Annotated in this window: 23 protein-coding genes and 2 tRNA genes; 6 read left to right on the forward strand and 19 right to left on the reverse strand. The window is 40.2% G+C overall.

Annotated elements, in window-relative coordinates; translation table 11 throughout:
• Positions 1 to 89 precede the first annotated feature (89 nt).
• Positions 90 to 165: transfer RNA gene (locus FCN25_RS04075), tRNA-Phe, on the forward strand.
• 7 nt (positions 166 to 172) lie between these two features.
• Positions 173 to 248, forward strand: a tRNA-Thr gene (locus FCN25_RS04080).
• A 126-nt stretch (positions 249 to 374) separates the two neighbouring features.
• On the opposite strand, the gene FCN25_RS04085 is transcribed toward FCN25_RS04080, so the two are convergent.
• The 3 genes from FCN25_RS04085 to FCN25_RS04095 all read right to left on the reverse strand — a co-directional run bounded on the left by FCN25_RS04085 (position 375) and on the right by FCN25_RS04095 (position 3,019).
• Positions 375 to 1,076, reverse strand: a complete 702-nt coding sequence (locus tag FCN25_RS04085) for a SapC family protein (protein ID WP_137222205.1) — start codon at positions 1,074 to 1,076, stop codon at positions 375 to 377.
• 226 nt (positions 1,077 to 1,302) lie between these two features.
• On the reverse strand, positions 1,303 to 2,589 hold the full coding sequence (locus tag FCN25_RS04090; RefSeq protein WP_137222207.1) for an NAD(P)/FAD-dependent oxidoreductase: 1,287 nt from the start codon (positions 2,587 to 2,589) through the stop codon (positions 1,303 to 1,305).
• 91 nt (positions 2,590 to 2,680) lie between these two features.
• Positions 2,681 to 3,019, reverse strand: a complete 339-nt coding sequence (locus tag FCN25_RS04095; protein WP_137222209.1) for a P-II family nitrogen regulator — start codon at positions 3,017 to 3,019, stop codon at positions 2,681 to 2,683.
• A gap of 225 nt (positions 3,020 to 3,244) precedes the next feature.
• Between FCN25_RS04095 and FCN25_RS04100 the strand changes: the two genes are divergently transcribed.
• Positions 3,245 to 3,766: a GspH/FimT family protein gene (locus FCN25_RS04100; protein ID WP_137222212.1), complete on the forward strand. Its 522-nt coding sequence runs from the start codon at positions 3,245 to 3,247 to the stop codon at positions 3,764 to 3,766.
• A gap of 130 nt (positions 3,767 to 3,896) precedes the next feature.
• On the forward strand, positions 3,897 to 4,421 hold the full coding sequence (locus FCN25_RS04105; protein WP_137222214.1) for a GspH/FimT family pseudopilin: 525 nt from the start codon (positions 3,897 to 3,899) through the stop codon (positions 4,419 to 4,421).
• A gap of 49 nt (positions 4,422 to 4,470) precedes the next feature.
• Here FCN25_RS04105 and FCN25_RS04110 read toward each other — a convergent pair whose 3' ends face one another.
• The 12 genes from FCN25_RS04110 to murJ form a co-directional block, all read right to left on the reverse strand.
• Entirely contained in the window at positions 4,471 to 4,779 is a 309-nt protein-coding gene (locus FCN25_RS04110) for a TapY2 family type IVa secretion system protein (RefSeq protein ID WP_137222216.1), read from the reverse strand.
• Positions 4,776 to 5,210 (reverse strand): type IV pilin protein, encoded by a 435-nt coding sequence (locus FCN25_RS04115; RefSeq protein ID WP_302629165.1) that lies wholly within the window; start codon positions 5,208 to 5,210, stop codon positions 4,776 to 4,778. The genes FCN25_RS04110 and FCN25_RS04115 overlap by 4 nt, the downstream gene beginning before the upstream one ends.
• A gap of 3 nt (positions 5,211 to 5,213) precedes the next feature.
• Positions 5,214 to 8,771: a pilus assembly protein gene (locus tag FCN25_RS04120; RefSeq protein ID WP_137222219.1), complete on the reverse strand. Its 3,558-nt coding sequence runs from the start codon at positions 8,769 to 8,771 to the stop codon at positions 5,214 to 5,216.
• A 2-nt stretch (positions 8,772 to 8,773) separates the two neighbouring features.
• Entirely contained in the window at positions 8,774 to 9,217 is a 444-nt protein-coding gene (locus tag FCN25_RS04125; RefSeq protein ID WP_137222221.1) for a PilX N-terminal domain-containing pilus assembly protein, read from the reverse strand.
• A gap of 67 nt (positions 9,218 to 9,284) precedes the next feature.
• Positions 9,285 to 10,250, reverse strand: a complete 966-nt coding sequence (locus FCN25_RS04130) for a PilW family protein (RefSeq protein WP_137222224.1) — start codon at positions 10,248 to 10,250, stop codon at positions 9,285 to 9,287.
• Positions 10,247 to 10,801: a type IV pilus modification protein PilV gene (gene pilV, locus FCN25_RS04135; RefSeq protein ID WP_137222226.1), complete on the reverse strand. Its 555-nt coding sequence runs from the start codon at positions 10,799 to 10,801 to the stop codon at positions 10,247 to 10,249. Before pilV ends, FCN25_RS04130 begins: the two co-directional genes overlap by 4 nt.
• 273 nt (positions 10,802 to 11,074) lie before the next feature.
• A complete protein-coding gene (gene ispH / locus FCN25_RS04140) occupies positions 11,075 to 12,004 on the reverse strand; it encodes a 4-hydroxy-3-methylbut-2-enyl diphosphate reductase (RefSeq protein WP_175405923.1) in 930 nt (309 codons plus the stop codon).
• Between the two features lie 40 nt (positions 12,005 to 12,044).
• The gene (fkpB, locus tag FCN25_RS04145; RefSeq protein ID WP_254693759.1) at positions 12,045 to 12,443 is read right to left on the reverse strand and encodes an FKBP-type peptidyl-prolyl cis-trans isomerase; all 399 of its coding nucleotides are present in this window, start codon (positions 12,441 to 12,443) and stop codon (positions 12,045 to 12,047) included.
• Positions 12,444 to 12,484: 41 nt separating this feature from the next.
• Positions 12,485 to 13,003 (reverse strand): signal peptidase II, encoded by a 519-nt coding sequence (lspA, locus tag FCN25_RS04150; protein ID WP_137222233.1) that lies wholly within the window; start codon positions 13,001 to 13,003, stop codon positions 12,485 to 12,487.
• Positions 13,004 to 13,016: 13 nt separating this feature from the next.
• Positions 13,017 to 15,839 (reverse strand): isoleucine--tRNA ligase, encoded by a 2,823-nt coding sequence (ileS, locus tag FCN25_RS04155; RefSeq protein ID WP_137222235.1) that lies wholly within the window; start codon positions 15,837 to 15,839, stop codon positions 13,017 to 13,019.
• A gap of 33 nt (positions 15,840 to 15,872) precedes the next feature.
• Complete coding sequence (gene ribF, locus FCN25_RS04160) at positions 15,873 to 16,808, reverse strand: bifunctional riboflavin kinase/FAD synthetase (protein ID WP_137222237.1); 936 nt, start codon at positions 16,806 to 16,808, stop codon at positions 15,873 to 15,875.
• A gap of 136 nt (positions 16,809 to 16,944) precedes the next feature.
• Positions 16,945 to 18,504: a murein biosynthesis integral membrane protein MurJ gene (murJ, locus tag FCN25_RS04165; RefSeq protein WP_137222239.1), complete on the reverse strand. Its 1,560-nt coding sequence runs from the start codon at positions 18,502 to 18,504 to the stop codon at positions 16,945 to 16,947.
• 258 nt (positions 18,505 to 18,762) lie between these two features.
• Between murJ and rpsT the strand changes: the two genes are divergently transcribed.
• Positions 18,763 to 19,029: a 30S ribosomal protein S20 gene (rpsT, locus tag FCN25_RS04175; protein ID WP_137222243.1), complete on the forward strand. Its 267-nt coding sequence runs from the start codon at positions 18,763 to 18,765 to the stop codon at positions 19,027 to 19,029.
• A gap of 244 nt (positions 19,030 to 19,273) precedes the next feature.
• Here rpsT and FCN25_RS04180 read toward each other — a convergent pair.
• Together FCN25_RS04180 and FCN25_RS04185 are read right to left on the reverse strand one after the other, a co-directional pair.
• Positions 19,274 to 20,300, reverse strand: a protein-coding gene (locus FCN25_RS04180; RefSeq protein ID WP_137222245.1) for an IS630-like element ISShfr2 family transposase whose coding sequence is annotated in 2 segments (ribosomal slippage) — positions 19,274 to 19,843 and positions 19,845 to 20,300 — 1,026 coding nt in all. Because the reading frame shifts where the segments join, the coding sequence is not laid out codon by codon here.
• A gap of 432 nt (positions 20,301 to 20,732) precedes the next feature.
• Positions 20,733 to 21,029, reverse strand: coding sequence for a metalloregulator ArsR/SmtB family transcription factor (locus tag FCN25_RS04185; protein ID WP_137222247.1), 297 nt, complete (start codon positions 21,027 to 21,029; stop codon positions 20,733 to 20,735).
• Between the two features lie 133 nt (positions 21,030 to 21,162).
• Between FCN25_RS04185 and FCN25_RS04190 the strand changes: the two genes are divergently transcribed.
• Positions 21,163 to 22,608, forward strand: coding sequence for a M20/M25/M40 family metallo-hydrolase (locus FCN25_RS04190; protein ID WP_137222249.1), 1,446 nt, complete (start codon positions 21,163 to 21,165; stop codon positions 22,606 to 22,608).
• A 111-nt stretch (positions 22,609 to 22,719) separates the two neighbouring features.
• On the opposite strand, the gene yaaA is transcribed toward FCN25_RS04190, so the two are convergent.
• Together yaaA and FCN25_RS04200 are read right to left on the reverse strand one after the other, a co-directional pair.
• A complete protein-coding gene (yaaA, locus tag FCN25_RS04195; protein WP_137222251.1) occupies positions 22,720 to 23,496 on the reverse strand; it encodes a peroxide stress protein YaaA in 777 nt (258 codons plus the stop codon).
• Positions 23,497 to 23,597: 101 nt separating this feature from the next.
• A complete protein-coding gene (locus FCN25_RS04200; RefSeq protein WP_137227321.1) occupies positions 23,598 to 25,034 on the reverse strand; it encodes a sodium:alanine symporter family protein in 1,437 nt (478 codons plus the stop codon).
• Positions 25,035 to 25,239 lie beyond the last annotated feature (205 nt).

The raw sequence follows: 25,239 nt of genomic DNA on the forward strand, positions 1-25,239 counted from the left end.
ACTATATTATGTGCGCACTCCAGACGAGACAGGCATTGATTACCAAGTTAATACCTAGTCTGAAGTAGATAACTAACGCTTAGTTAGTTGCCCGAATAGCTCAGTCGGTAGAGCAGAGGATTGAAAATCCTCGTGTCCCTGGTTCGATTCCGGGTTCGGGCACCATAATTTAGCCGGCATAGCTCAGTTGGTAGAGCAACTGACTTGTAATCAGTAGGTCCCGAGTTCGACTCTTGGTGCCGGCACCATAAAAACAAAAAAACCACTCAATGAGTGGTTTTTTTGTATCCAAAATTTATTAGACACATATTTAATTTAATAAGCTAAAAATAAAACGGGCACTCAATGAGTGCCCGTTTTATTTAAAATTTGGGTTATCTACCAAGAACTTCGATACGTGCTAATCGATTAACTTGGTTTAACGATCCTAAATGACCATAAATAGGGCCGAGTAAACCACGCTTTTTCAGTTCAATGAATTCTTCATCGCTTAGCTCATTTAATTTAGCTTCATCTATTAGATATAAGCCATTAATATTGCGCTTCTCACCCGCCACATCGACAGTTAATGTTTGATTTATTAATAATCCTTTTTCAGCTAAATACCCTAAAATACCGCGTGTAGCTTGATCTTGTTCATAGTGACTAATTAAGGCTTTCTTACGCGCTTCTAAAAATGGCGTTTCTTTACCGTCTTCAAACAATGCCTGCCCTTCAGTTTTATTCACTTCTTTAGCTTTCTCACGAATACCAATCCATACTTTGTCTTTAACATCGGGGTTTACAATTAAACCAAGAGGATAATCACGAACAACAGCAGGAATGTACAAACCTAGCCATTTACCGTCTTTTACACTTAGATTCTGACCAGGCTTCAAGCCTAACATAGCCACTGATTGGAACTCATTAGTGTCACTGTTTTTTACAAATACGATAGGATACTCAGTAGCAGCACGATTAATTTCATGTAATGTTACTGGCACAATGTGTTGTTCTGCTATGTGTGAGTAATCACTTGGGATCAGTTTTAAATCACCATGTTTGGTTTGTTCTAATAATGTAATTTGGTTAGGCATCTTGGCTCCTTGAAGCACTGATTATCTTCTATTATATAAGTACAACATCATTGTCATACGCTACGTTAACAAATAATTAATAACTGAAACTACCAAGTTAAATCTTAAATTCAAGTACATTTAAGTTAAATTGCATCAATTAGCCCCAAATGGCGATTTCTTGCTCAAAAAGGACTTTATATTAACGGTACGGATTATTAATTAACGAGCTAATAAAATTTATAATTTAATGTAATTTAAGCTTAGGACGTTGCCAGCGTAGTAATTTTTGCGCAATACGATATACAGAGGCGGAAAACCAGCCATATAAACTGGCTAAATGACGCTGATAGAGCGAAATGTACATCAAACGAGCAACATGCCCTTCAACAAAAAAATCTCCCGAGCGGAGGTTACCCATTAGATTACCAACGGCAGAAAAACGACTCAATGATACTAATGAACCATAGTCTTTATAAACAAAAGGCTTTTCAGATTGTTGCTTCATTTTTAAACAGATATTCGCATAAAGGCGATCGGCCATTTGAGCTGCTGCTTGAGCTCGTGGCGGTACTGGTTTCCCTGAGGGTAATATTAATTGTGCACAGTCACCTAAGGCATAAATATCATTTATACCTTTAACATGCATACATTCATCAACATCGATTTGATTACGTGGCGTAATCGGAAGTTGAGTGAAGCTCTCAAAGACTTTTGGACCTTTAACACCTGCTGCCCAGACTTTGATGTTGGCTTTAATCGTGTCACCCGTGGCAGTAACAAAGCCTTCTTTGGTCACTTCTTTAACTTGCACACCCAAATGTAATTTTACGCCTAACTTTGACAATACAGTTTGCGCTCTGGAGCTAACTTGATCGGGTAATTGTGGCAAGATTTTGCTTGATGCTTCAATCAAGTTTATGTCTAAATGATCTTTAGAAATATTTTGATAGCCATACTCTCTCACTGACTCAATAACGTGATGGAGCTCAGCGGAAAGCTCTACGCCTGTTGCACCAGCACCGACAATACCGATACTTAACTGGTCTTGAGTTTCATTAAGCTGTAACAGAGCATCCATAAGCTTATGATGAAAAAGATTGGCACTGTCTAGGCTGTCTAAGAAAATACAATGTTTTTCTGCACCGGGTGTATTAAAGCTATTTGATACTCCTCCTAAAGCGAGAACCAGAGTATCGTATTCAATATTACGCGCAGCAATGATCATCTCACCTTCATCGTTATACACAGGAGCAAGTTGAATTTGTTTAGTACTCGGATCACACTGTTCAATTGCACCGCGAATATAGCGATAACCATTCTTTAATCCATGGTCTCGATATTGCAAACCTTCAATTGATTGGTCAATTACACCAACGGCAACCTCATGCAATTTAGGTTTCCAAATGTGAACGGTATTTTTATCAATCAAACTAATATCGATTAACGGATTTTTACCAAACTTTCGTCCCAATTTAGAAGCCAACGCTAACCCAGCAGCCCCACCACCCACGATAACAATTCGTTGCACCATATATTCCTCGAAGCAAACTAACATCCACAACTAAGTCAATAAAACAGAACGTACAAATATAAAAAAAGGCCCTTATGGGCCCTTATGAATCTTATACTGCTTCTTCGTTTTCTTCGCCGGTACGAATACGAATAACACGTTCAATATTGGTAACAAAAATTTTACCGTCACCTATCTTTCCTGTTCTGGCAATGTCCACTATCACATCTATCGCACGTTCAAGAAGTTCATCTTGAATAACCAACTCAATTTTTACCTTAGGTAAAAAATCAACCATGTATTCAGCACCACGATACAGTTCAGTATGGCCTTTTTGACGTCCAAAACCTTTTACTTCAGATACTGTCATACCCGTAATACCAATTTCAGCAAGTGATTCACGCACATCATCAAGTTTAAACGGTTTAATAATGGCTTCGACTTTTTTCATTATATACTCCTGTCATCGGCTAAATTGTTGGTTAAACATATGTCGGCGTTGACGTTTATTGCTATCAAATTTTGTACAAATATCTTACTTGAAAGCGAAGACAATTGTCGCTGCTATTTTACTTATTTATGAAAAGATATTTCTCAACTAAGCTTTTGGTGTTTTTTTGTACTACCTTTAATGTTACTGCAGGACGCAGCCCACCACGTTTAAGGATGAACATGTATGCCTCATTATACTCATATCAAAGGCTTCAATCTTATCGAAGTCATTATCACCACAATGATTGCCGCATTGCTTTATCTTATCGCAATACCATCATTTAAGGACTTAAACGAACAAATCAGGGCCAATAGTAATATTAAAGTTATTCAACAAACCATCCTCTTGGGTAGAAATATGGCAATAAGTTACGGCTCAAGAGTGACCGTTTGCCCATTAGCCAACAATTTGTGTTCATCAGACTGGAGCATTGGATTAAGTGTATTTATTGACCATGGACAGAAAAACCAACTTGATGGCAATGACCATTTGCTTCAACAGACAGATTCTTTTCATGAAGATGACCACATTAATTACAATCGCCCCGCCATTAGGTTTCAACCTGACGGATTAGCATCTGGTACTAATGGAACATTAACTTACTGCCCTGGGAAAGTGGATAGCCAATATTCGAAAGCCGTTATTGTTAATCAAGCTGGACGAGCAAGAATGTCAAAAAAGAAAAATATAAAATGTAAGCTGTAATTAGACGCGAATGATATAACTACATCTGAAATAGAGTAAGTCATCTGGACTATTAAGAAATGGCTAATAAAATACTGTAATTTATGCTGTGCTTAGTGCTACTCTGCTTTATATAGCAGAGGATTTGCGCATGAAAATAATACAATCGGGTTTTACCTTAGTAGAGTTGATGGTCACAGTTGTAGTAGCAGGGATACTCATTGCTGTTGCGGCACCATCTATGAATTCTCTTTATGAGGGAATGAGATCAAGAAGTACAATTAGCACCATCGAATCATCATTTACATTTGCTAGGAGCCAAGCGGTTAGTTACGGTAGCAGAGTTTCTATTTGCCCTATGACATCTACAACTTGTGGCAGTAATTGGGCCCAAGGTTTTAGTATTTTTATCGATAATGGCGTTACCGGGACAATGGATACAACGAATGGAATTGCTGATGTGGTCTTACGAAAAGTCGATGCATTTAATAGTAACGATATTATTAAATCTGACTTATCAAGATACAGTTATACCCCTGATGGCATGATGGCAAATGGTGACAGTGGTACTTTTCGATATTGCCCTGGCAGCGCAGACAGTAGTTCATCTGAGGCCATAAATATAAATTCGTCAGGTAGAATGTCTAAAGTTAACACCACCGTTACTTGCAGTTAGTAAAAAGGCTTACATAGGTAAGCCTTTTTTCGTCGATAAATGGGCAACATTAATAAGTTCGTTGCTCATCCAACTCACGCATAGTCACATCTTTAAATTCTTCATCTTCAGTAATACATTCAACAACTCGTCTAACCTTGAGGTGTTCGTCCGTTATCGTCGATACATACTTAGATAGCAATGAACTTTGCTCCTCAACTTTTAATGTGGCATCCCAAACAAATAACGCAATATTTGAACCATTAGCCGTTTCAATATGGCACTTGTAAGGCGTGAGTACAGTACCCTCTTCGACTGCTAAAGCGCTTAAACTAATGCAAAGGGAGAGAGCACTAATTAACATTATTGTTATTTTCATTTCCAACACTCCGTAGGTGACTTAGCACCCGTTGAGGTTAACGATATCGTTGCACAAGCCGTATCACGAGTCGCTTGTACTCCAACCGCAGTAGCTGTCACGGTGTAATCATCTCCACTCAAGGTTGTATCAACCTTATAATAGGTATTTTCAACAATCCAAGGATCTGTAGCTAAACCAAGTTTAGTCATATCAGCAGTAAAGTTACGATGATCTAGATAGTATTGTTCTTGCAAGTTTGCAACACGCATAACACCAGCTAAACCATCACCACGAGCACCTTTGGCAACAAATTGAGTATAACTTGGATACGCAATTGAAGCTAAAATCCCAACGATAACAACCGTTATCATCACTTCAATTAATGTAAATCCATTTTGATTATTCATATTTTTTTTATTAGCAACATCCATTTTAGTCATAATATCCATTTTTTATTCATCAATATGAAAATAAATTTTATTGGCACCAGGTCCACTACCAATACATTTATTATCACCTTCGGCACACCCATCACTACCAGTATCGTCAACTTTTTCCATTTCATCGCCAGCGGCACCAATACCAATTAAATACATGTAACTCTTGCCGGAATTACCGTCATCATTGTCATCATCGTCGTCATCGTCGTCATCCGTAACATCATTTGGCGGGATAACCAATTGCGGCGTATCTGGTACACGAGCACCCATTTCTAAATATTCTTGGGTGTAAGAACGAGTCCCAGTATGTAAATCAAAACCATATAGGCGGCCTTGACCAGTTACTAGGCATTGATTAGCTGAGGAGTTATCTCCTGGAACATAGGAAGTAAAATACACCTTACCTTGAATAATTGTTGAGGCAGATAAACTTTTTTCACCTGATGAAGCAAAGTTATAATACCAACCACGTTTAGTACCAAATTCAATATTGTCATCTTCTGATGTCGGTGGTGTAGAAGATACATTATATAAATTTGCTAGTTCTAACGCAGTAGGGATTTCTTTCCCTGTACCACCTGTGAATGACTTAGTCGTCACATTACGATCTTGAAGCACAAAAAACTTATCAGATCGAGAAGTATCTAATGGATGTGGTCGATTCCCGCTACCTACCGTCACGGCATCATAGGGAACGTTCTGATACGTTAAACTTGTAGTCGTATTATCAGACGAGTCGGTGACACTTACTTGTGTAATATTGGTAAAAACAGTTTGCGCCACGGCTGGTTCAGCAAAAAAACGTCGGTCAGTTGACTGTGAAGTTCCACCTAAGCTAGCAAATTTAAATGCTGTCCAAGGATTAGTGGAATCACTAGGCGAAGCACCGGGCATATCCATACGCCAAATATTCGCGCCTGTATCCGTAGCATATATTCTATCGGTTAGACCATCATTATTACTGTCTAAAATTGCAACACTATTAGGGATACTATCAACAATACTAGGTAGTGTGGTTTTGTTGCTTCCAGTGGATGTTCCAAATTGATGCACTAAAGCACCTGTTTCAGCATTTAACACATAAACACTTCGACCAGTCGTATCATCTGTACCAACGCTAGAACCATCTTTAGTGGAAGGATTATAACCCCCTCCGATGATGATCACTGGTGAGGCAGTATCTGCTGATGTATTCCCAGCAGGCACACCTGGAATAAGCGCAACGACAGGTTCAGCCCAAGATTGTCCCATGTCTGCCATTCCAGATGAACCAGGATCAACTTTCCACATAAACGAGGGAGAATCTGGATTAGTAATATTGAGTGCATAATAAGATTTCCCCCCTCGACGCATCCCAAAAAACAACCACGCTTTCTCCACGGCTCCAGATGCACTTCTCTTGATATAAGATACTGGCGAACTGTCTATACCATAAACCGAATGAACACCAGTAGGAACGTTGGCTCTAAGCTCTCGTAAGTTTGGTAACAAGTCTTGTGGCATAAAGGCCCAAGACTCTTCAACAGTGCTGCCGTTATCTTTAAACATATGCAAAAAGCCAGCATTGGTGCCAAGCAGAACTCTTACATCAGGTGATCCTTCTGTACCATAATTAATGGCAAGGGGTTTTGAATGTAATGGGTCCCCCATAATATCTAAGCGTTTATCTGTTGTTGAACCGTCTTTGTCCTCATCATCAACATCGATGCCCTTAGCCCAATCGAATAATTTGGTCAATTCGGTTGTATCTACCCCCATAAAGGTTGCCAATGACGCTTCACTAGTAATGCCGGGACTGCTTGCTGCATTTGATTTAGTAAATGCTGTTAAGGAACCATCACTACCAAAGTTACCGTATAGAGTCCTATTGGGGGTATTTTGAAGCTTGGTTAAGGTGCCACCAATTTCGACATTATTACCATCACCTCCGCCACTAGTTGCGCTACAGACTGAATTATCAGTCCAATATGAACATGCCGAAGAGGCTAAGTTTCCATCATCATCTATGGCATTATCACCATTCTTATCGACAACATCACCAGAACCTGTAACAGTAAACTTTTTAAGGTTCCCCACCCAGCGAGGGCCTTCATTGGGTAAAAACATAGCATAGTACACGGACTCGAGTGTCTGCGTTCTATCAAAATTATTACTCGCAATGGAAGGGGAAGTAAAACTAGAATTTGTTTCTAATATATTTGAGAAAATGGATTGTAATGCTTCTTGTAATTTTTGAGCATTAGCAGCAGAGTATGTAGCCCCACCACCACGAGTCGCTGTTTCTTGCAAAATAGCCGCGACTGAACTTGCATCAGACCCAAAACCGATGGTGTAGGTAGATACTGTTTGAGTGCCATCAAGGCTGGTATTGACATCATTGTTATTTATCCAACCAGCAAGCGCGGGCAAGAAACTACCAGAGTATTTATCTGAATCAGAAATACCAGAAAGATTTTTAACTAAATTATCTGCGCCATTATCTCTCGTGGGCGCCCCATCAGTAATGTAAATAACATAAGCTTTGTCTTGACATTGTTTACCCACAAATGGAGAGATATAACTTCCACTATCCTCTACTGAGGTATCTCTATAAGGCGTTCTAGAGGGGTCATCATTGCCATAAAAAACACTTCCCCCTGCAAAGTAATGATAAGCCTCATAAAGACTTTCACATAATGGCGTCCAAGTGTTAGCGGGAAGTGAACCAATTGTTGAAAGTAAACTGGGCTTGTTAGTCTCATTATTGGGCGTAATACCATAAACAATACGGCCGCCATCATCAAAGTTAAACACTGACAAACCAAAATCAACACCAGGAGTTGTAACAATAGTATCTTCTATAACACGTTTTGCTACTTCTGTTCGCGAATAAGAATGCTGCTCTTTAGTGCTATGATACCAATTTACATATTTCTCAGTGAACAGTGTAATGGGCTGGCCGATACCAAAATTGGTTAGCTTTGCTGTAGCGATTGCCTCGTCAATCTGTTCCGTGGTTGAAGATGAATTTATAGATGTATATCTTATAGGGTCAGCTGAAGTGCCTAAACCGTCAACAGGAAAACCGTTGCCTACAGCACGGTTAATATAATCTCTTTCTGCAATGTCTTCATAACAATCTGTATATTGAATGCTAGTTCCATCGGTTAATGGTAATTCGGACCACTCACCGTTGTCACCTATATATTTATGTTCCCGTATATAGCCAGTAAACATACCATAATCTTCTAAATATTTTTCTCCTACATCACATCCATTTTTTTCATTCAAAAAATATTGTTCACTGGATGCCAATGGTATACTGCTAGTGCTACGTGTAAAAAATAATTTAGTATTCTTCTTTAAACGTCCACTATTATTGACATTCTCATTACCACGCTCGTAAGGTACATCTGTATAAAAATTAGTATCCATACTCCCTGATGTATCAAAAATAATTAGCACTTGCGGTTTAGAGCCAGTTCTCGCTGTTGACTCAAGCACGTATAATTCGGTGTCATCGGCGAAGCTAATTGATGAGTATGCCAATATGGCAAAAAGTAACGTATATAATAATTTTTTTACAAACATGACTAACTCCCTGCTGTCACTTGTTGTTCAATACCGACGACGACAGTAACTCGTCCCATATCGCTGCGTCCAAATGTTGCTACACTGGAAACTTCAAAACGACGACACTTGATTGCCGTTCCCGAGTTCGCTTTTGGACTTCGTTGGCAATCCACATCAACAACATTCATTGGTGTAATGGTGTTGGTGACACCCAAATCATTATCTACTGTTGTTGAGACAGCGGTCATCATCGACATGGTCGTCCCCGAGTTAGCAGAAATTGTTTTGTCTTGAGCACCGTGCGCGGATGCCATCGCCTCTATACGTTCAGCACCAGCCCCCGACATTCTAAGGGATTGAGTTGAATTAACCGCTAATGCGACACCTATCAATGTCATAATGACTAATATAATCAATGAGAAAAACAACACTATTCCTCGTTGTTTGTTATACGATTTAATCATGCTCTCACCTTTTCTAATATACTTATTATAATTAATGCATAAACAGCTCAAAATTCGGACGAAAAACTTAAAGATTTATTAGTATTGGATTTTCTAAAACTATCGTACTAGAAACTACTTTGCGTCGATATTTATCATTGAGTGGTCCAATAGTTTTATCACCTAACTTATAGGTATTATCATTTTTATAGGTTCTGTCTTCTTCACTAGAACGCACTAATAAAAATACCTTTAAAGATACGACTCGTTGAAATACTGCATTGTCCCACATTAAGGTCGTCACGTTTTGAACAGGCATATAACTGTTTGCAGTACCATCACCATTGCTATCAAAGCCGTAAAGAATACGCATATTTTCTATGCCTTCAACGAGCTGTTCTTCATTATTCATGCCGTTATTTATTGATAGCGTCCGACGCCTTAAAACTGGAGTCGTGCCATCGTCTCCAATAAAATAAACATGGTGTTGATACTCCCACAATCTACTATTAACAAGCCCCGGAGCAGCAGCACTGCCATTAAAAAAAACGATTTCACTTGATGTAGATGCAGCATAATAGCGAGTTGCTGTTAATACTGTACTGGGAGGGCCAATTAAACGTTTAATTTGAATAACATCTGTGGCGCTATTAGGTGACACACACGCTAGTGATTCTGCACTGACGCCCTGCTCATAACCCCATAATCGACGAAAATGTGATGGTTGTGCATTAGGAAAGCTGGCGTTATTAAGACCCGCACCCACACAATCTGCCGCAACAGCGGTAGATGAGATAGTAGTGTTAGTGCCTATAATAAAGTCAGTACCTGTAATATCTCCCATAAAGCCTAGTTGACTTAAATCCCGTTCCATAATCGCCAATGCTATACGACCATTTTCCTGCAATTGATTGAATTGGCTCGTTGTTGTTACATTACTGGAAGACATATTAAACATGGTAAAAAGACCGGCAGTTAAAAACAGACTGATCAACATGGCAACCATCAATTCAACTAACGACATTCCTCGTTGGCTTATAAATTTTTTCATCATCTTATTATCGCCGTATTAACAACAAGTGCACGTCGCCTATCACTACTAGAACCGCACCCTTTAATAAAATCACTTTTATCTGCAGTTCCGTCTGATGAAGCTCGTACACCTTTCCAAGTTATAACAACAGTTACATTTGTAGTATTAATATCAATACACGCCGTCGGAGAATCTAATCCACCGACATTTTTATTATCAGAAGATTTTTCATTTTCACCTAAAAATGCTCGTTCCCATTGGTACAAATCCCAATTTCTGGTTTCAATGTTGGTACAGGTAACATTTGCGCCAACAGCAACGTCACAAGCTTTAGCGGATGTAATGGTTGTGCCAGTATAAGAGCCTGCATAAGTCGCTAGTTGACTACTGTTTATACGCATCCTATTAATGATGTCGTTAGCATAATACGAGGCTTGAGTTTGTTGAAAAGATTCGAAACTGCCTTTCTTGGCGACTAAATGCAAATTGAAAATGCCAATAAGTCCTACCACCAGAATAACCAGTGATACCATTACTTCAATTAAGGAAAATCCATTCCTTTTTGGTAGCATGAGCGTCAAACCTCCAGAAAAATAAACGCAAAATAATCTCTACCTTTGAGATTAGCATCTGAAAAGGTAAATATTAACAACACTATCGTGGTTATATAATAAACGTATCATAGCCGACTTAAATGTAATCAGATAGTATCAATATTGTATACTGACCATTAATTATTGGTGCATTGATTAATGAGTATAATACTCTGTTTATTTTTAAGTACAAAAAAACCCGCATCCTAAAGCCGGTTGCGGGTTCAAATTTAGCGCATTTAGTTTAATTAATTAGCGTAATTCGGCAGGTACGGCAAAAACAGTATCTTCTTTACGCCCTTCTATTTCAGTAATCACACTTGGTGCAAGCGTCGCTATAGCGTTAACAACTTGTTGCACTAGCACTTCTGGCGCCGACGCTCCTGCTGTTACTGCCACTTTTTTCACATCATTAAACCATACCGCTTCAACATCGGCGGCAGTATCAACTAAATAAGATTGGGTACCGGTTTTTTCCGCTAGTTCACGTAAACGATTTGAATTAGAACTATTTTTAGAGCCGACAACAATCAATAAATCGACTTCAGCAGACATACTTCTCACGGCATCTTGACGATTTTGTGTCGCATAGCAAATATCATCTTTACGCGGTCCTTCAATTGAAGGAAAACGTTGTTGTAGTGCACTAATGATATCTAAGGTGTCATCAACAGAAAGCGTGGTTTGGGTAACAAAACATAAGTTCTCTGGGTTATTGACCTGAAGATTATTTACGTCTTCAGGTGATTCAATAAGATAAACACCACCGTTAGGGTTATCATATTGTCCCATGGTGCCTTCCACTTCTGGATGACCTTCATGACCAATCAAAATACATTCGATACCTTTACGACTTGCACGAGTCACTTGTAAATGCACTTTTGTCACCAGTGGACACGTCGCATCAAACACTTTTAGACCACGCACTTTAGCTTCTTTTCTTACCGCTTGTGAGACACCATGAGCGCTAAAGATAACGATGCTGTTGTCTGGTACCTGATCAAGTTCATCAATAAAAAGAGCACCACGCTGTTTTAGATTTTCAACCACATACCGATTATGTACTACTTCATGACGTACATAAATTGGCGGTTCAAATAACTCTAAAGCACGCTCAACAATACTGATAGCACGATCAACTCCAGCGCAAAATCCGCGAGGGTTAGCCAGTAAAATACTCAATTCAGGAGACGTCGGATCTACTTTTAGCATGTGATACCTTTTACTCAGTTATGACACTGATCACTTCAAGTTCAAATGTAATCACGCGACCTGCTAGTGGGTGGTTTAAGTCGACGGTAATAGAATCACCAGCAGTATCGCGAACAATACCCGGTATTTCGCTGCCACCTGGGCCTGCAAAACTCACAATAACGCCTTCTTCAAGCTTCATATCAGCAGGAAAACGGCTTCTGTCCATATAATGAATCGCATCAGGATTTGATTCACCAAAAGCATCTTGTGCCGCTAGGGTAAATGTGTGCTTATCACCTTCATTCAGATCGTTAAGCTCATCTTCAAATGCTGGGCTTAGACTACCGTCACCAATATTCAAACGAGCTGGTTTTCCAGAAGCTTTAGTACTGTCTGCTGTTGAACCATCTTCCAGTACAATATTCATATGACATAATAATGAACGAGTGTCTTGTTGAGTTAAATCTGTCACAGTTTCTCTTGCTCCTTCGATGATTTTGCATCGGGTCTAAATGATTCCCAAATGATCAGTACCGCACCAATAAAGATGCCTGCATCAGCAATATTAAATGCCGGATAATGGCTGGTATTCCAGTAAAAGTCGACAAAATCAATTACAAAACCATGCATTAAACGATCAACTAAATTACCTAATGCGCCACCAATAACTAAGGTAAACGCTAAATTACTACGCCACAGTGTGTGTGATTGTTTACGCAACCAAATAGTCAATAAAGTACTAAAACCAACCGCTATGATAGTAAATAACCATCGCTGCCAGCCACCCGCTTCACTTAAAAAGCTAAAGGCTGCGCCATAATTTCTCACGTAGGTGAAATTAAAAAATGGCAGAAGCTTTACCGATTCATACAGATCGAAATTTGCCAGGACCCATTGTTTAGATAGCTGATCGGCTAAAAACACCAATGCAGCTACCCAATACCAACGCAAGCCACTGTCTTTCCATGTTAATGGCGCAGTACTCATTATCAATGCTTCCTTAAGCGAATTCGCGTTGTTCGCCTTCACCTTCAATATTGGTCACACAGCGTTGACACAATGTTGGGTGAGCTTCGATAGTGCCGACTTCTTCGCGGTAGTGCCAGCAACGTTCACATTTTTCTGCTGCACTTTTGGTAACCACTAATTTGAGTGAACTCAACTCAGTTTCAATGGCATCATCACCAGCTTCAGATATATCCGCAACAGCCGCTTTAGAGGTAATAAGAATAAAACGTAACTCATCACCTACTTTTGCTAACTCGGCAGCTAAATCAGCATCAGCGTACAATGTCACTTCGGCTTCTAATGAACCACCAATACGTTTATCACGACGCGCTTGTTCGAGTACTTTGTTAACTTCATTACGGACAGTTAACAGTTTCGCCCAATATTCATCGCTCAAGTCACTCTCAAGTGTGATGGATTCTAAGCCTTGATACCATTCTTGAGTAAAGACGTACTTTTCACGCTTACCTGGCAATAATTGCCATACTTCATCGGCTGTGAAGCTTAATATTGGCGCCATCCAGCGCACCATAGCCTCAGCAATAAGATAAAGCGCAGATTGACAGCTACGACGAGCATGACCTTCCTGCTTAGCGGTATATTGGCGATCTTTAATAATATCAAGATAGAAACTGCCTAACTCTACAGAACAGAACTGCATCAGTTTTTGAGTGACTAAATGGAAGTTGTATTGGTCATACGCTTCGATAATTTCTTGTTGTAATGCAGCAGCACGACGCACCACCCAACGGTCTAACGCAACCATGTCTTCAGTTGCAATCATATCGGTTTCTGGGTTAAAGCCATTCAAGTTTGCCAACAAGAAACGGGCCGTGTTACGGATACGACGATACGCATCTGCACTACGATTTAAAATCTCATCAGAAACGGTCATTTCACCGCTGTAATCAGTTGCAGCAACCCATAAGCGTAAAATATCGGCACCGAGTTTATTGATCACTTGTAAAGGTGCAATAACGTTACCAACAGATTTTGACATTTTGCGGCCTTTACCATCAACGGTAAAACCATGGGTCAAGACTTGTTTGTAAGGTGCTTTACCATTCATCGCGGTTGAAATCATCAATGATGACATAAACCAACCACGATGCTGGTCGCTACCTTCTAAATACAAATCAATTTCATGTCCATGAAACTCTGGACGAGCAGCAACAACTGATGAGAATGATGAACCTGAGTCAAACCAAACGTCTAATGTGTCTGTGACTTTACGGTAATGATCTGCTTCATCACCTAACAATTCACTGGCATCTAAATCCCACCAAGCTTGAATGCCTTGTTGTTCAATGCGATGCGCTACACGTTCCATTAATGAAATGCTGTCTGGGTGCAATTCTTCCGTTTCGCGATTTACAAACAAAGTAATAGGCACGCCCCATGTACGCTGACGTGAAATACACCAATCAGGACGGTTTTCGACCATCTTTTCAATACGGCTTTGGCCCCAATCAGGGATCCACTTGGTTTTCTTTATCTCTTCCAGTGCTTGTGTACGCAAGCCATGGTTATCCATTGAAATAAACCACTGTGGTGTCGCACGGAAGATAATTGGTGTTTTGTGGCGCCAGCAATGCGGATAGCTATGGCGGATAGCTACATGCTGAAGTAGTGCCCCCTTTTCTTCTAACAGCGCAATCACATTAGCGTTGGCTTTAAAGACATGCTGACCGGCAAAAAATTCAGTGTCAGCTTTAAACACGCCGTTATCGCCAACAGGGTTAGCGACTTCTAAACCGTATTTTTGACCGACAATAAAATCGTCCTGACCGTGACCTGGTGCAGTATGTACAATACCGGTACCCGCATCAGTCGTAACATGGTCACCTAAAATAGCTGGCACATCAAAAGCATAAAATGGATGATTAAAGCGCATTAACTCAAGCTCAGCGCCTTTCACTTCACCTAAAATAGTGTGCGACTCCGCGCCATAACGCTCAAGACATGACTCAACCAGTACTTGAGCCAAAATCAAAGTAGTGGTTTTACCCTCTTTCACAAATTCAACCAAGCTATAATCTAGCTCAGGACTCAGTGACAGTGCGCGGTTAGCAGGCATGGTCCACGGCGTGGTAGTCCAAATAGCCATCGCGAGCGGTTTAGTATAATTCTCAACGCCAAACTTAGCGGCAACAGCTGAACTATCAACGGCAAAAAAAGCCACATCGATTGCTGGTGATGTTTTATCTTCATATTCAACTTCGGCTTCTGCTAATGCTGAACCACAGTCTGTACACCAATGCACAGGTTTAACACCTTTGTGCAAATGACCGCTTTCAATCACTTTTGCGAGTGAACGAACAATATTCGCTTCAGTTGAAAAATCCATGGTCAAATACGGATTTTGCCAATCACCTAATACACCTAAACGAATAAAGTCTTCGCGTTGACCGTTAACTTGGATAGCGGCATATTTGCGACATTCTTCACGAAATTCAGCAGCAGAAATCTTAACACCTGGCTTGCCGACTTTTTGCTCAACTTTCAGCTCAATCGGTAATCCATGACAATCCCAACCAGGAATATAAGGTGCGTCAAAACCAGACATGGTTTTTGACTTTATAATAATGTCTTTAAGAATTTTGTTTACGGAATGACCAATATGAATACTGCCATTGGCGTATGGAGGGCCATCATGCAGAATAAAAGATTTACGTCCAGCACGACTTTCACGGATCTGTTGATACAGTCCATCTTGCGTCCAACGATTTAACATTTCTGGCTCGCGATTGGCCAAATTACCGCGCATCGGAAACTCTGTTTCCGGTAAATTCAAAGTAAATTTATAGTCGCTCATTGATCCCATACCGTTATTTAACGCTGATTCGTTTCAGCTAGCATCGTTACTAAATAAAGCGCGAGCTTCATTTGCATCATTTAAAATCTGTTTTTTTAGCGCGTCCAATGAATCAAAAGGGTGTTCATCACGGATCTTTGCAACTAATTCTACTTCCACTCGTTTGCCATATAAATCACTATCAAAATCAAACAAATGGACTTCTAATCTGCAGGTTTGACCATTAACAGTGGGCCTAAAGCCCACATTGGCGACACCTTCGTAAATATCACTGCCATCCCAATACAAACGAACAGCAAACACCCCTCGAACAGGCACAACGTGTCGCTTTAGTGCAATATTGGCGGTTGGAAAACCGATTGTACGGCCTAATTTTTGTCCGTGAGCAACCTTACCACTTAAAATGAAAGGATGACCCAATAAACGTCTTGCTTGTTCTAAGTGCCCTAATGCTAGTTGCTCTCTCACTGCAGTAGAGCTTACCCGTGATGACCCAACAACAAAGCTCTGGGTACTAACAACCGTAAAGCCAAACTTCTTGCCGGCTTCAACCAGCATATCAAAATTACCTAAACGACCTTTACCAAAGCAAAAATCATCACCCACAACAAGATATTTAACCCCAAGCTTTTTAACCAGTAACTCTTCAATAAACGCTTCCGCAGGTTGACTGGCAAAAGCAGCTGTAAAATTGATACAAAGTAACTGATCAACTTTAAGCTCATCTAACAATCTAATTTTATCACGTAGAAGACTGAGGCGAGCTGGCGCATCAGTACCACGAAAACGTTCTTGTGGTTGAGGCTCAAAGGTCATTAACCTTGCAGGCAGTTGAAAATGATGCGCTTTATTAACCAAGCTGCTTATCACCTGCGCATGGCCACGATGAACACCATCAAAATTCCCGATGGTCAAAACGCAACCATGATGGGAAGGTAAAATATTGTGTATACCGCGGATTAATTCCATTACGCTCAATACTGCCTATAGCAAATCGGCAGATTATATACCCAAACAGATGTCAGATGCGAGTTTCAAGCTCAGATTATTACACCGGATTTAGGATAATCCGCCGATATTCGCTCAGCCATTCAAATAGGATAAATTAACCTTGATGCTTAATTTTCCAAGGGCGGACACCTAAGAGAAGTAAACTCAATAAATAAATAACCGCCCCACCGACAATAAGCTCGATCAACATAAGCATACGCTCAAAAGTATGCAATTCTAACCATACGGTAAGCTGTGGCATAAAATACAAAATAGCAATGCTCATCAAGGCGGTTGAAATGATCACTTTAAATAAGAAAAACAACGTTTGACGGCTCATTTGATAAACGCCCGCTTTATGTAAACCTCGATATAACAAACTCGCATTTAAAAGCGCAGACATTGATGTTGCAATAGCTAAACCTACATAGCCAAATGGAATCGCAAAAATAAGATTGAACACCATATTGCAGACCATGGCAATGATGCCATATTTAACTGGCGTTTTAGTGTCTTGGCGTGAATAGTATCCCGGAGCTAAGACTTTAATCATCATAAAGCTCAATAAACCACAGCCATAAGCAACCAAGCTGTATGATGCCATTTCAACGTCATTTAGGCTAAATGCACCGCGCATAAACAACACCATCAGCATTGGCTTTGCGAGAATGATTAGCCCTAACATTGCCGGAGTGCCTAATAACAAAATGGCTTTAACTCCCCAATCCATGGTTTGATTAAAACCACTGCCTTGGGCATTAACATGTTTTTGCGATAATGCTGGCAAAATAACTGTCGCAATAGCAATGCCAAATAAGCCCAAAGGAAACTCAAGTAAACGATCGGAGTAATAAAGCCAGCTAATAGACCCCGTCATTAAAAAGCTTGCTATAAATGTATCGAACAATAAATTGATTTGTGAAACCGATACCCCAAATAAAGCGGGGATCATTAATGTTCTAATTTTTACCACACCAGGATGATTCCATCCCCAAGAAGGCCTAACCAGAGCTTTCTCACGGATTAAAAATGGAATTTGGAATAAAAACTGGATTAAACCACCAACAAAAACACCCCACGCCAAACCGATTTCAGGATTTTCTAATGTGTGCGCATACCACATAGCTACTACAATAATAGAAACATTTAAAAATACCGGAGTGAAGGCTGATACAGCAAAGCGGCCACGAGTATTTAGTATCGAACCCGCTAAGGCCGTGAAGGTAATAAACCATAAATAAGGAAAGGTTATTTTTAACATAACGGAAGCAAGTTCAAACTTTTCGGCGTTAGGTCCATCATTTAACCAGTCCACAAACCAGCCACCACCAAAAAGAGCTGCCAGCACGGGTGAACAAACAACACCGACTAAAGTCACTATCGTCACCAGCACGCCTAACGTTCCTGCCACTTTACTAATCAGTTCACGGGTATCTTCTGGCGTCATTTTCTCTTGATATTCAGTTAATACGGGAACAAACGCTTGAGCAAAAGCACCTTCGGCAAATAGTCGCCTTAAAAAATTGGGAATTTTATTGGCAAAGAAAAATACATCTGCACTACTACCTGCGCCCATTAAATTGGCAATGACCACATCACGAACCAAACCTAATACTCGCGAAATCAGCGTCATAACACTTACGACTAAACCTGATTTAAATAATTTTTTGCTCAAACAGCCCCCGGACACTCAATCACTTGTAAGAAAATTAATGGGTTTTATAACAAATATTCGATTATAACTCTGTCACACAGACTCAAGAGCTGGTAGAATGCGCCACATATTACACGAGTTGGGTTGAAGAAAGGCACGCTAGATTGGATTAATTTATCTTTATGATAAATATTTAATTGCAGTCGTTGACAAAACGATAAAAAGCAGGCATATTCCTCGGCCTTAAAAGTATCAAATCCAGTTTTTAGGAGTTGCACCTTGGCTAATAGCAAGTCTGCAAAGAAGCGCGCGCTTCAGTCTGAAAAGCGTCGCCAGCATAACGCTAGTCGTCGCTCTATGTTACGTACATACGTTAAAAGAGTCATCGCGGCTATCAAAAGCGGTGATCATAAAGCGGCTACAGAAGCGTTCGCTACTGCACAACCAATTGTTGACCGTATGGCGACTAAAGGTCTTATTCATAAGAATAAAGCCGCTCGTCAGAAGGCTCGCTTAAACGCAAAAATTAAAGCTATTGCAGCTTAAGTTTTTTGTTTAAGATTTAAAAAACCGGCTTAGGCCGGTTTTTTTATACCTGTTTTTTACCAGCTTATCTTATGCCTCCCCTTAGCCACCCCATCCAACAACCAATAATTCATCTAGAAATGTAATCATCTTGTCGCTTAGCAATATAACTTCTCTGCCACAATGTTGCACCGCTAAAAAACAATACCATTCAAATCTACGTCCTTTGACGTCATCAATTCTGTACTAATACCATTTACATTAATTAATTGGTCAGTTTTGTCCACCGTCTAGAACATAGTTGAATCACCCTTTCCGGCTCTGCAATAAATCGATTCCATGCAATGGAACACTGCTCAACAATATCGTCATATCCACTAAAGCAACGATTGGCGAGTTCATTCTGACGAAGCCATTGCCACACTTGTTCTATAGGGTTGAGTTCTGGCGAATAGGGCGGAAGCTTAAGGATACTAAGGTTATCAAAGTCCTCAGTCAGATCTTGTTGATGCCAACCTGCGCCATCCATGATGACCAAAGCATGGCGACCCGATTCGGTAGCCTCTGAAATTAATTTTAAATGCTCCCACATATATTCACTGTTGGCATGCGGGGCAATAATAGCCTCTGTCGCGCCCGTTGCCGGACACACCGCGCCATATAAATACGCTGATTCGAACTGTTGTTGCCTTACCGCTCGTGGTCGGGTTCCTTTCGTCGCCCAAATGCGGGTCGTGGTATTTTGCTGACCAAATCTGGCTTCATCTTGAAACCAAACATCAATGCGATCTAACGCCACATGACCAGGGGTGTTAAGGATCGTTGACAGCTGGAAGTTTTTTAAAAGCGTCCTGAATATCTTGAGATTGTTTTGGGTGACGAGAACGGGTCGTTATCCATGACAATCCTAATTGATGCAGTAATCTGTAGATATTTGCCTGTTTAAAGGTCACGCCAAATTCAGACTGAATAAAAAGACTGACATCTCTTGCCATCAATCTTCCGCCACTCTCAGACAAGCTTTGACGTTGTACAAATTCTTTCAGATTTACCCGTTGTTTCGCCGATAATTGAGCGGGTCTACCTGGATTATGTTTATCATCTAGGCCGCTAATGCCATGAGTTAAATAATGAGTAACCCAAGCATTTACACTGGTTCTACTGACCTTCAACATATTGGCTATAGCAGTACGAGAATGACCTTCGGTAAAATGAAGTAAGGCGAGATAACGCATACGTTTACGTGCGCTTTTCTCAGATTTAACTAATGCTGCAAGATTGAGATTATTCATCGATACTGAAATAAGGAAATGACGACCAATTAGATCACATATTTAATGTAAATGGTATAATTAGTCACAGCCGCAATGTTGCCGAACATAAATCATCTAAGAAAAACATACTGGAAGTTATCCGAAAACGGCCGTCAAGCATTACGAAGAACAATGAAAAAATAAATAAAACAGCTATTGGGATTTAGGTTCAATAAGACTAATGAATAAATTGTGGGATTTCGTACAGAATGGAAATGGATTTATTTCGATAATGAGTTGAACACTTAAATGATGGTTAACAGTACTGAGTGTGCAGAATGATTATGCTTTCATACATATGTAATTGATTAGCGTTTACTACGACACACACCATGTATCAGTTAAAACTAAACGTCTTAACTTAATACATCATAAATCAGATGCATTAGTTAAGACGTTTACGGAGTTAAGTTAATAACAATACATATTATTTAATACTTGGATTAACTCTTTTACCTCATGACTTTTTAATGAATAAAACACAGTTTGGGCTTCTTTCCTAGTACAGACTAAATTGTCTTTACGAAGCCACGCCAAGTGTTGAGATAAAGCAGATTGACTTAATCCCAGCTTCTTATTCATTTCACCAACACACATTTCACCTTCATTAAGTAGGTGACACAAAATAAACAGTCTACGCTCATTTGCTAAGGCTTTTAGCAACACGACCGCATGATCAGCTTGATGTTGCATTTTTTCTATATTCATCACGCGCTCTTTCTCCTCATCTAACCCCGCCCTAATATAGCGTTCCCTTACAAATTGAGTCGGGACATAAAGCACACTTTTTGGTAGATTGTTGTGAAAAATGAGACATAGCTAAAATAATCAAAGGAAACTCATGAAAAAATATCAAAGAGTAACGCTGGTAGGAGCGATATTTGCCGCATTAATGGGTTGTCAAACCACAGGTTCCACCCAATCGAATACAACCAATTTAGAGATCAATCATTCAGATGATGCCAAAATTAGCCAACAATTAGCCAAGCAGGCTTTATCATCAAGTTTGAGTTATGACATTGTTGAGTCACTTACGGTTGAAGTCGGTCCGCGTTTAACCGGTACAGATAAAGATATTATCGCCGTTGAATGGGCCATGGAAAAACTGTGGTTGCTCGGTTTTGATAAAGTCTACAAAGAGTCGGTTCAAGTTCCAGCTTGGTCTAGAGGACATGCTCACGCAAGTATCGTGTCACCTTATGAACAACCACTTGTCATTACCGCACTAGGTGGCAGCATTGGCACACCGGCTAAGGGTATTCAAGCGCCTATTGTTCGCTTTGATAGTTTAGAAGAGTTGTCCAATGCATCCCCAGGCCGTATTGAAGGAAAAATAGTCTTTATCGACCATAAGACCGAGAGACACATTACGGGTAAAGGTTATGGAGAAGCCGTTAGTGGCCGCTCTCGAGGCGCTATAGCCGCAGCTAAAAAAGGTGCTGTTGCTATTGTTATCCGTTCTATTGGTACCGATCATGACCGAATGGCTCACACAGGCATGATGCGTTATGAAGAAGGCACGCCTAAAATTCCTGCGGCGGCTATGTCAAATCCGGATGCCGATTTAATTAATGCAATGCTAAAACGCGATCCCAATATTACCTTATCATTAAATATGACCTCAGAAAGCCTTGGTATTGCCACCTCTTATAATGTTATTGCTGAAGTCACGGGAAGCAGCAAACCTGATGAAGTAGTCCTTATAGGCGCTCACCTTGATTCATGGGATGAAGGCACTGGTGCGATTGACGACGGTGCAGGTGTCGCCATTGTGACCACCGCAGCTAAACTTATTCAAGATTTACCACAAAAGCCTGCACGCACCATCAGAGTCGTATTATACGCGGCTGAAGAAGTTGGATTAGTGGGTGGAAAAGCCTACGCGGCACAACATGCTGATGAGTTAGATAAACATTATATTGCAGCGGAATCTGACTTTGGCGCAGGACCTGTTTATAAAATTGACTTTAATGTTAATCCCGACACTTTTGAGCAAGTTAAGCAACAACACTCTGCTATGACATTAAACGGGGTTGAATTAGGCAACAATCAAGCCTCAGGTGGACCTGATGTGTCGATACTGCCAGCATTGGGCGTACCTGTTGCATCGTTAAATCAAGATGGTACAGATTACTTTGATTATCACCACACCCCAAATGATACTTTGGATAAAATTGACCCTAAAAAGTTGGCACAAAGTGCTGCTGCTTATGTTCAATTTGCTTATATGATGGCGCAATCTGAAATTGAGTTAAGACCCGTCACTAAGAAAAAAGATCAACACTAACCAGTGTTAACTCATTAAATTTCAAACTTAAAAACTAAAAAAGCCCTTATTTAAGGGCTTTTTTATTGGTCAGAGATAACTCATTATTTTTTCGTTTAGATTGAAAATAAGCTATTTTTGTTCATCACGTAAAAACACGGGGTCTGCAGGCGTCGATTGCACTTCGCTGTAATAATAACCGTCGAGATCAAATTTAGTTAATTGTTCTACTGTCATAGGTTTAGTGTCAACGATATAACGAGCCATCAATCCACGTGCTTTTTTAGCGTAAAAGCTAATCACTTTAAATTGGCCATTTTTACAATCTTTAAACACTGGCGTAATCAACTGCCCTTCAAGCTGCTTAACCTTGACTGATTTAAAGTATTCATTCGATGCTAAATTAACAATAATATCGTCGCCCTGCTCTTTCAATGCCTTATTCACTTCAGCAGTGATAGTATCGCCCCAAAAAGCATATAAGTTGCTTCCCTGTGGGTTTGCTAGCTTAGTGCCCATTTCTAACCGATACGGTTGAATCAAATCTAACGGTTTAAGTAATCCGTACAAACCAGATAAAATCCGCAGATGCTTTTGACTAGAAGCCATTTGCGATTCAGATAAATGATCGGCATCAAATCCTGTGTACACATCGCCTCGAAACGCGAAAATAGCCTGTTTGGCATTATCAAGGGTAAACGGTGGTTGCCAGTCAGCAAAACGCGCAGCATTTAGTCCGGCAATTTTATCGCTTACTTTCATTAAACTGGCAATATCCATTGGTGTTAATTCACGGCATACATCAATCAATGTTTGGCTTTGTTTAAGTAAACACGGTTGAGTATGGGTATTAGTGATAGGTGGATTTTCGAAATCTAATGTTTTCGCAGGTGAAACTAAAACCAGCATAAGTACGCTCCGGATAAAATCATAATGTCATCATACTGAACTGATATAAAAAAACCATGCTGTAGTAGCATGGTTTTTTCGATTACCTTAATAGGTAAATATTATTTTTCGGCCACCTCTTCAGAATTAGGCCAAATTTTTTCTTCTAATTGTTCTGCTAGTTCAGGAAACTTACTGGTATCAAAAACGGGATCGATCCCCGCATCAATTTGTTCACGATAGTCATTAATGACTCGAATCGCGAGACTAGACAACAGCAACAGTGCAACAATATTAACGATGGCCATTAACCCCATTGATACATCGGCTAAATCCCATACCAAACTAATTTTAGCCAGAGAGCCAAACATCACCATACCTAAAACTACCACACGAAATATCGGTAGGGCTTTTTTACTATTACCCGTTAAGAACATTACATTTGTTTCTGCATAAGAATAATTGGCAATAATAGAAGTAAAACAGAAAAGTAAAATAGCAAAAGCAATAAATGCCCCGCCCCAATCGCCAACATGGCTAGTCAGTGCACTAATGGTTTTAGCAATACCATCAGAGCTAGATGCCGCATCACCAGATAATAAAATAATGGCTGCCGTTGCAGTACAAATAACAATAGTATCAACAAACACCCCCATCATCTGCACAAACCCTTGAGAGGCTGGATGATTAGGGTTTGGTGATGCACTTGCGGCTACGTTAGCGGCACTGCCCATGCCCGCTTCATTTGAAAACAATCCTCTAGCAATACCAGCTTGCATTGCTTGAGCAACACTATAGGCCACACCACCAGCAGCAGCTTCTTGCCAGCCAAATGCACTATTAATAACCAACATAAAGATATCGGGTAATTTTTCAATATTCATTGCCACTACAACAAAGGCAATAGCAATATAAGCAATTGCCATAATAGGCACGATAAGCTCAGATACTTTCGCAACCTTCTTAAGGCCTCCAACAATCACAAATGCACTGCAAATAACAATACCAATCCCAACGTAAACAGGCTCAAAACCAAACACTTGAGTCATTGCACCTGTAATGGTGTTAGCTTGGACAGCATTAAATACTAGGCCAAATGCTAAAATTAACAATAAGGAAAAAACCACCCCCATCCAACGCTGACCAAGGCCTTTCTCCATATAATATGCAGGTCCACCACGATACTGACCATCACCATCTTTGACTTTATAAACCTGGGCAAGTGTTGACTCAATCATTGCGGTAGCCATACCAAGCACCGCAATCGCCCACATCCAAAACACTGCACCAGGTCCTGCTGCACCAATAGCAACAGCGACACCGGCCATGTTACCCGCACCTACACGCGCTGCCATACTGGTACAAAAAACTTGAAAGGATGATAACCCATGTTTACCTGGCCGACGGCTAATTGCCAATACTTTAATGCCATGAACAAAATGGGTGATTTGAATGAAGCCGAGACGAATGGTAAAAAACAATCCTGCTCCTACCAGCCCATAAACTAATAACTTGCCCCAAAGCAAGCTATTCATAAAATTAATAATCGTTTCTAACATCGCCATATTGACTAATCTTCCCTATTAATAGGTTATTATTTTTTATCAAGCCACTGCTATTAAGCCATTGCGCTGAATATAAATCACATAAGTAACAGACCAAGCACTTCATGTGCAAGCTGCTATATTTCAAACTGTAATACGAATACAAAGGTATTTGCGTAAAGTCGCCATTATAAAAGGTAATGGCCGTGGATTAATAGGT

The organism is Shewanella sp. MEBiC00475, assembly GCF_005234075.1.
Lineage (GTDB): Bacteria > Pseudomonadota > Gammaproteobacteria > Enterobacterales > Shewanellaceae > Shewanella > Shewanella polaris.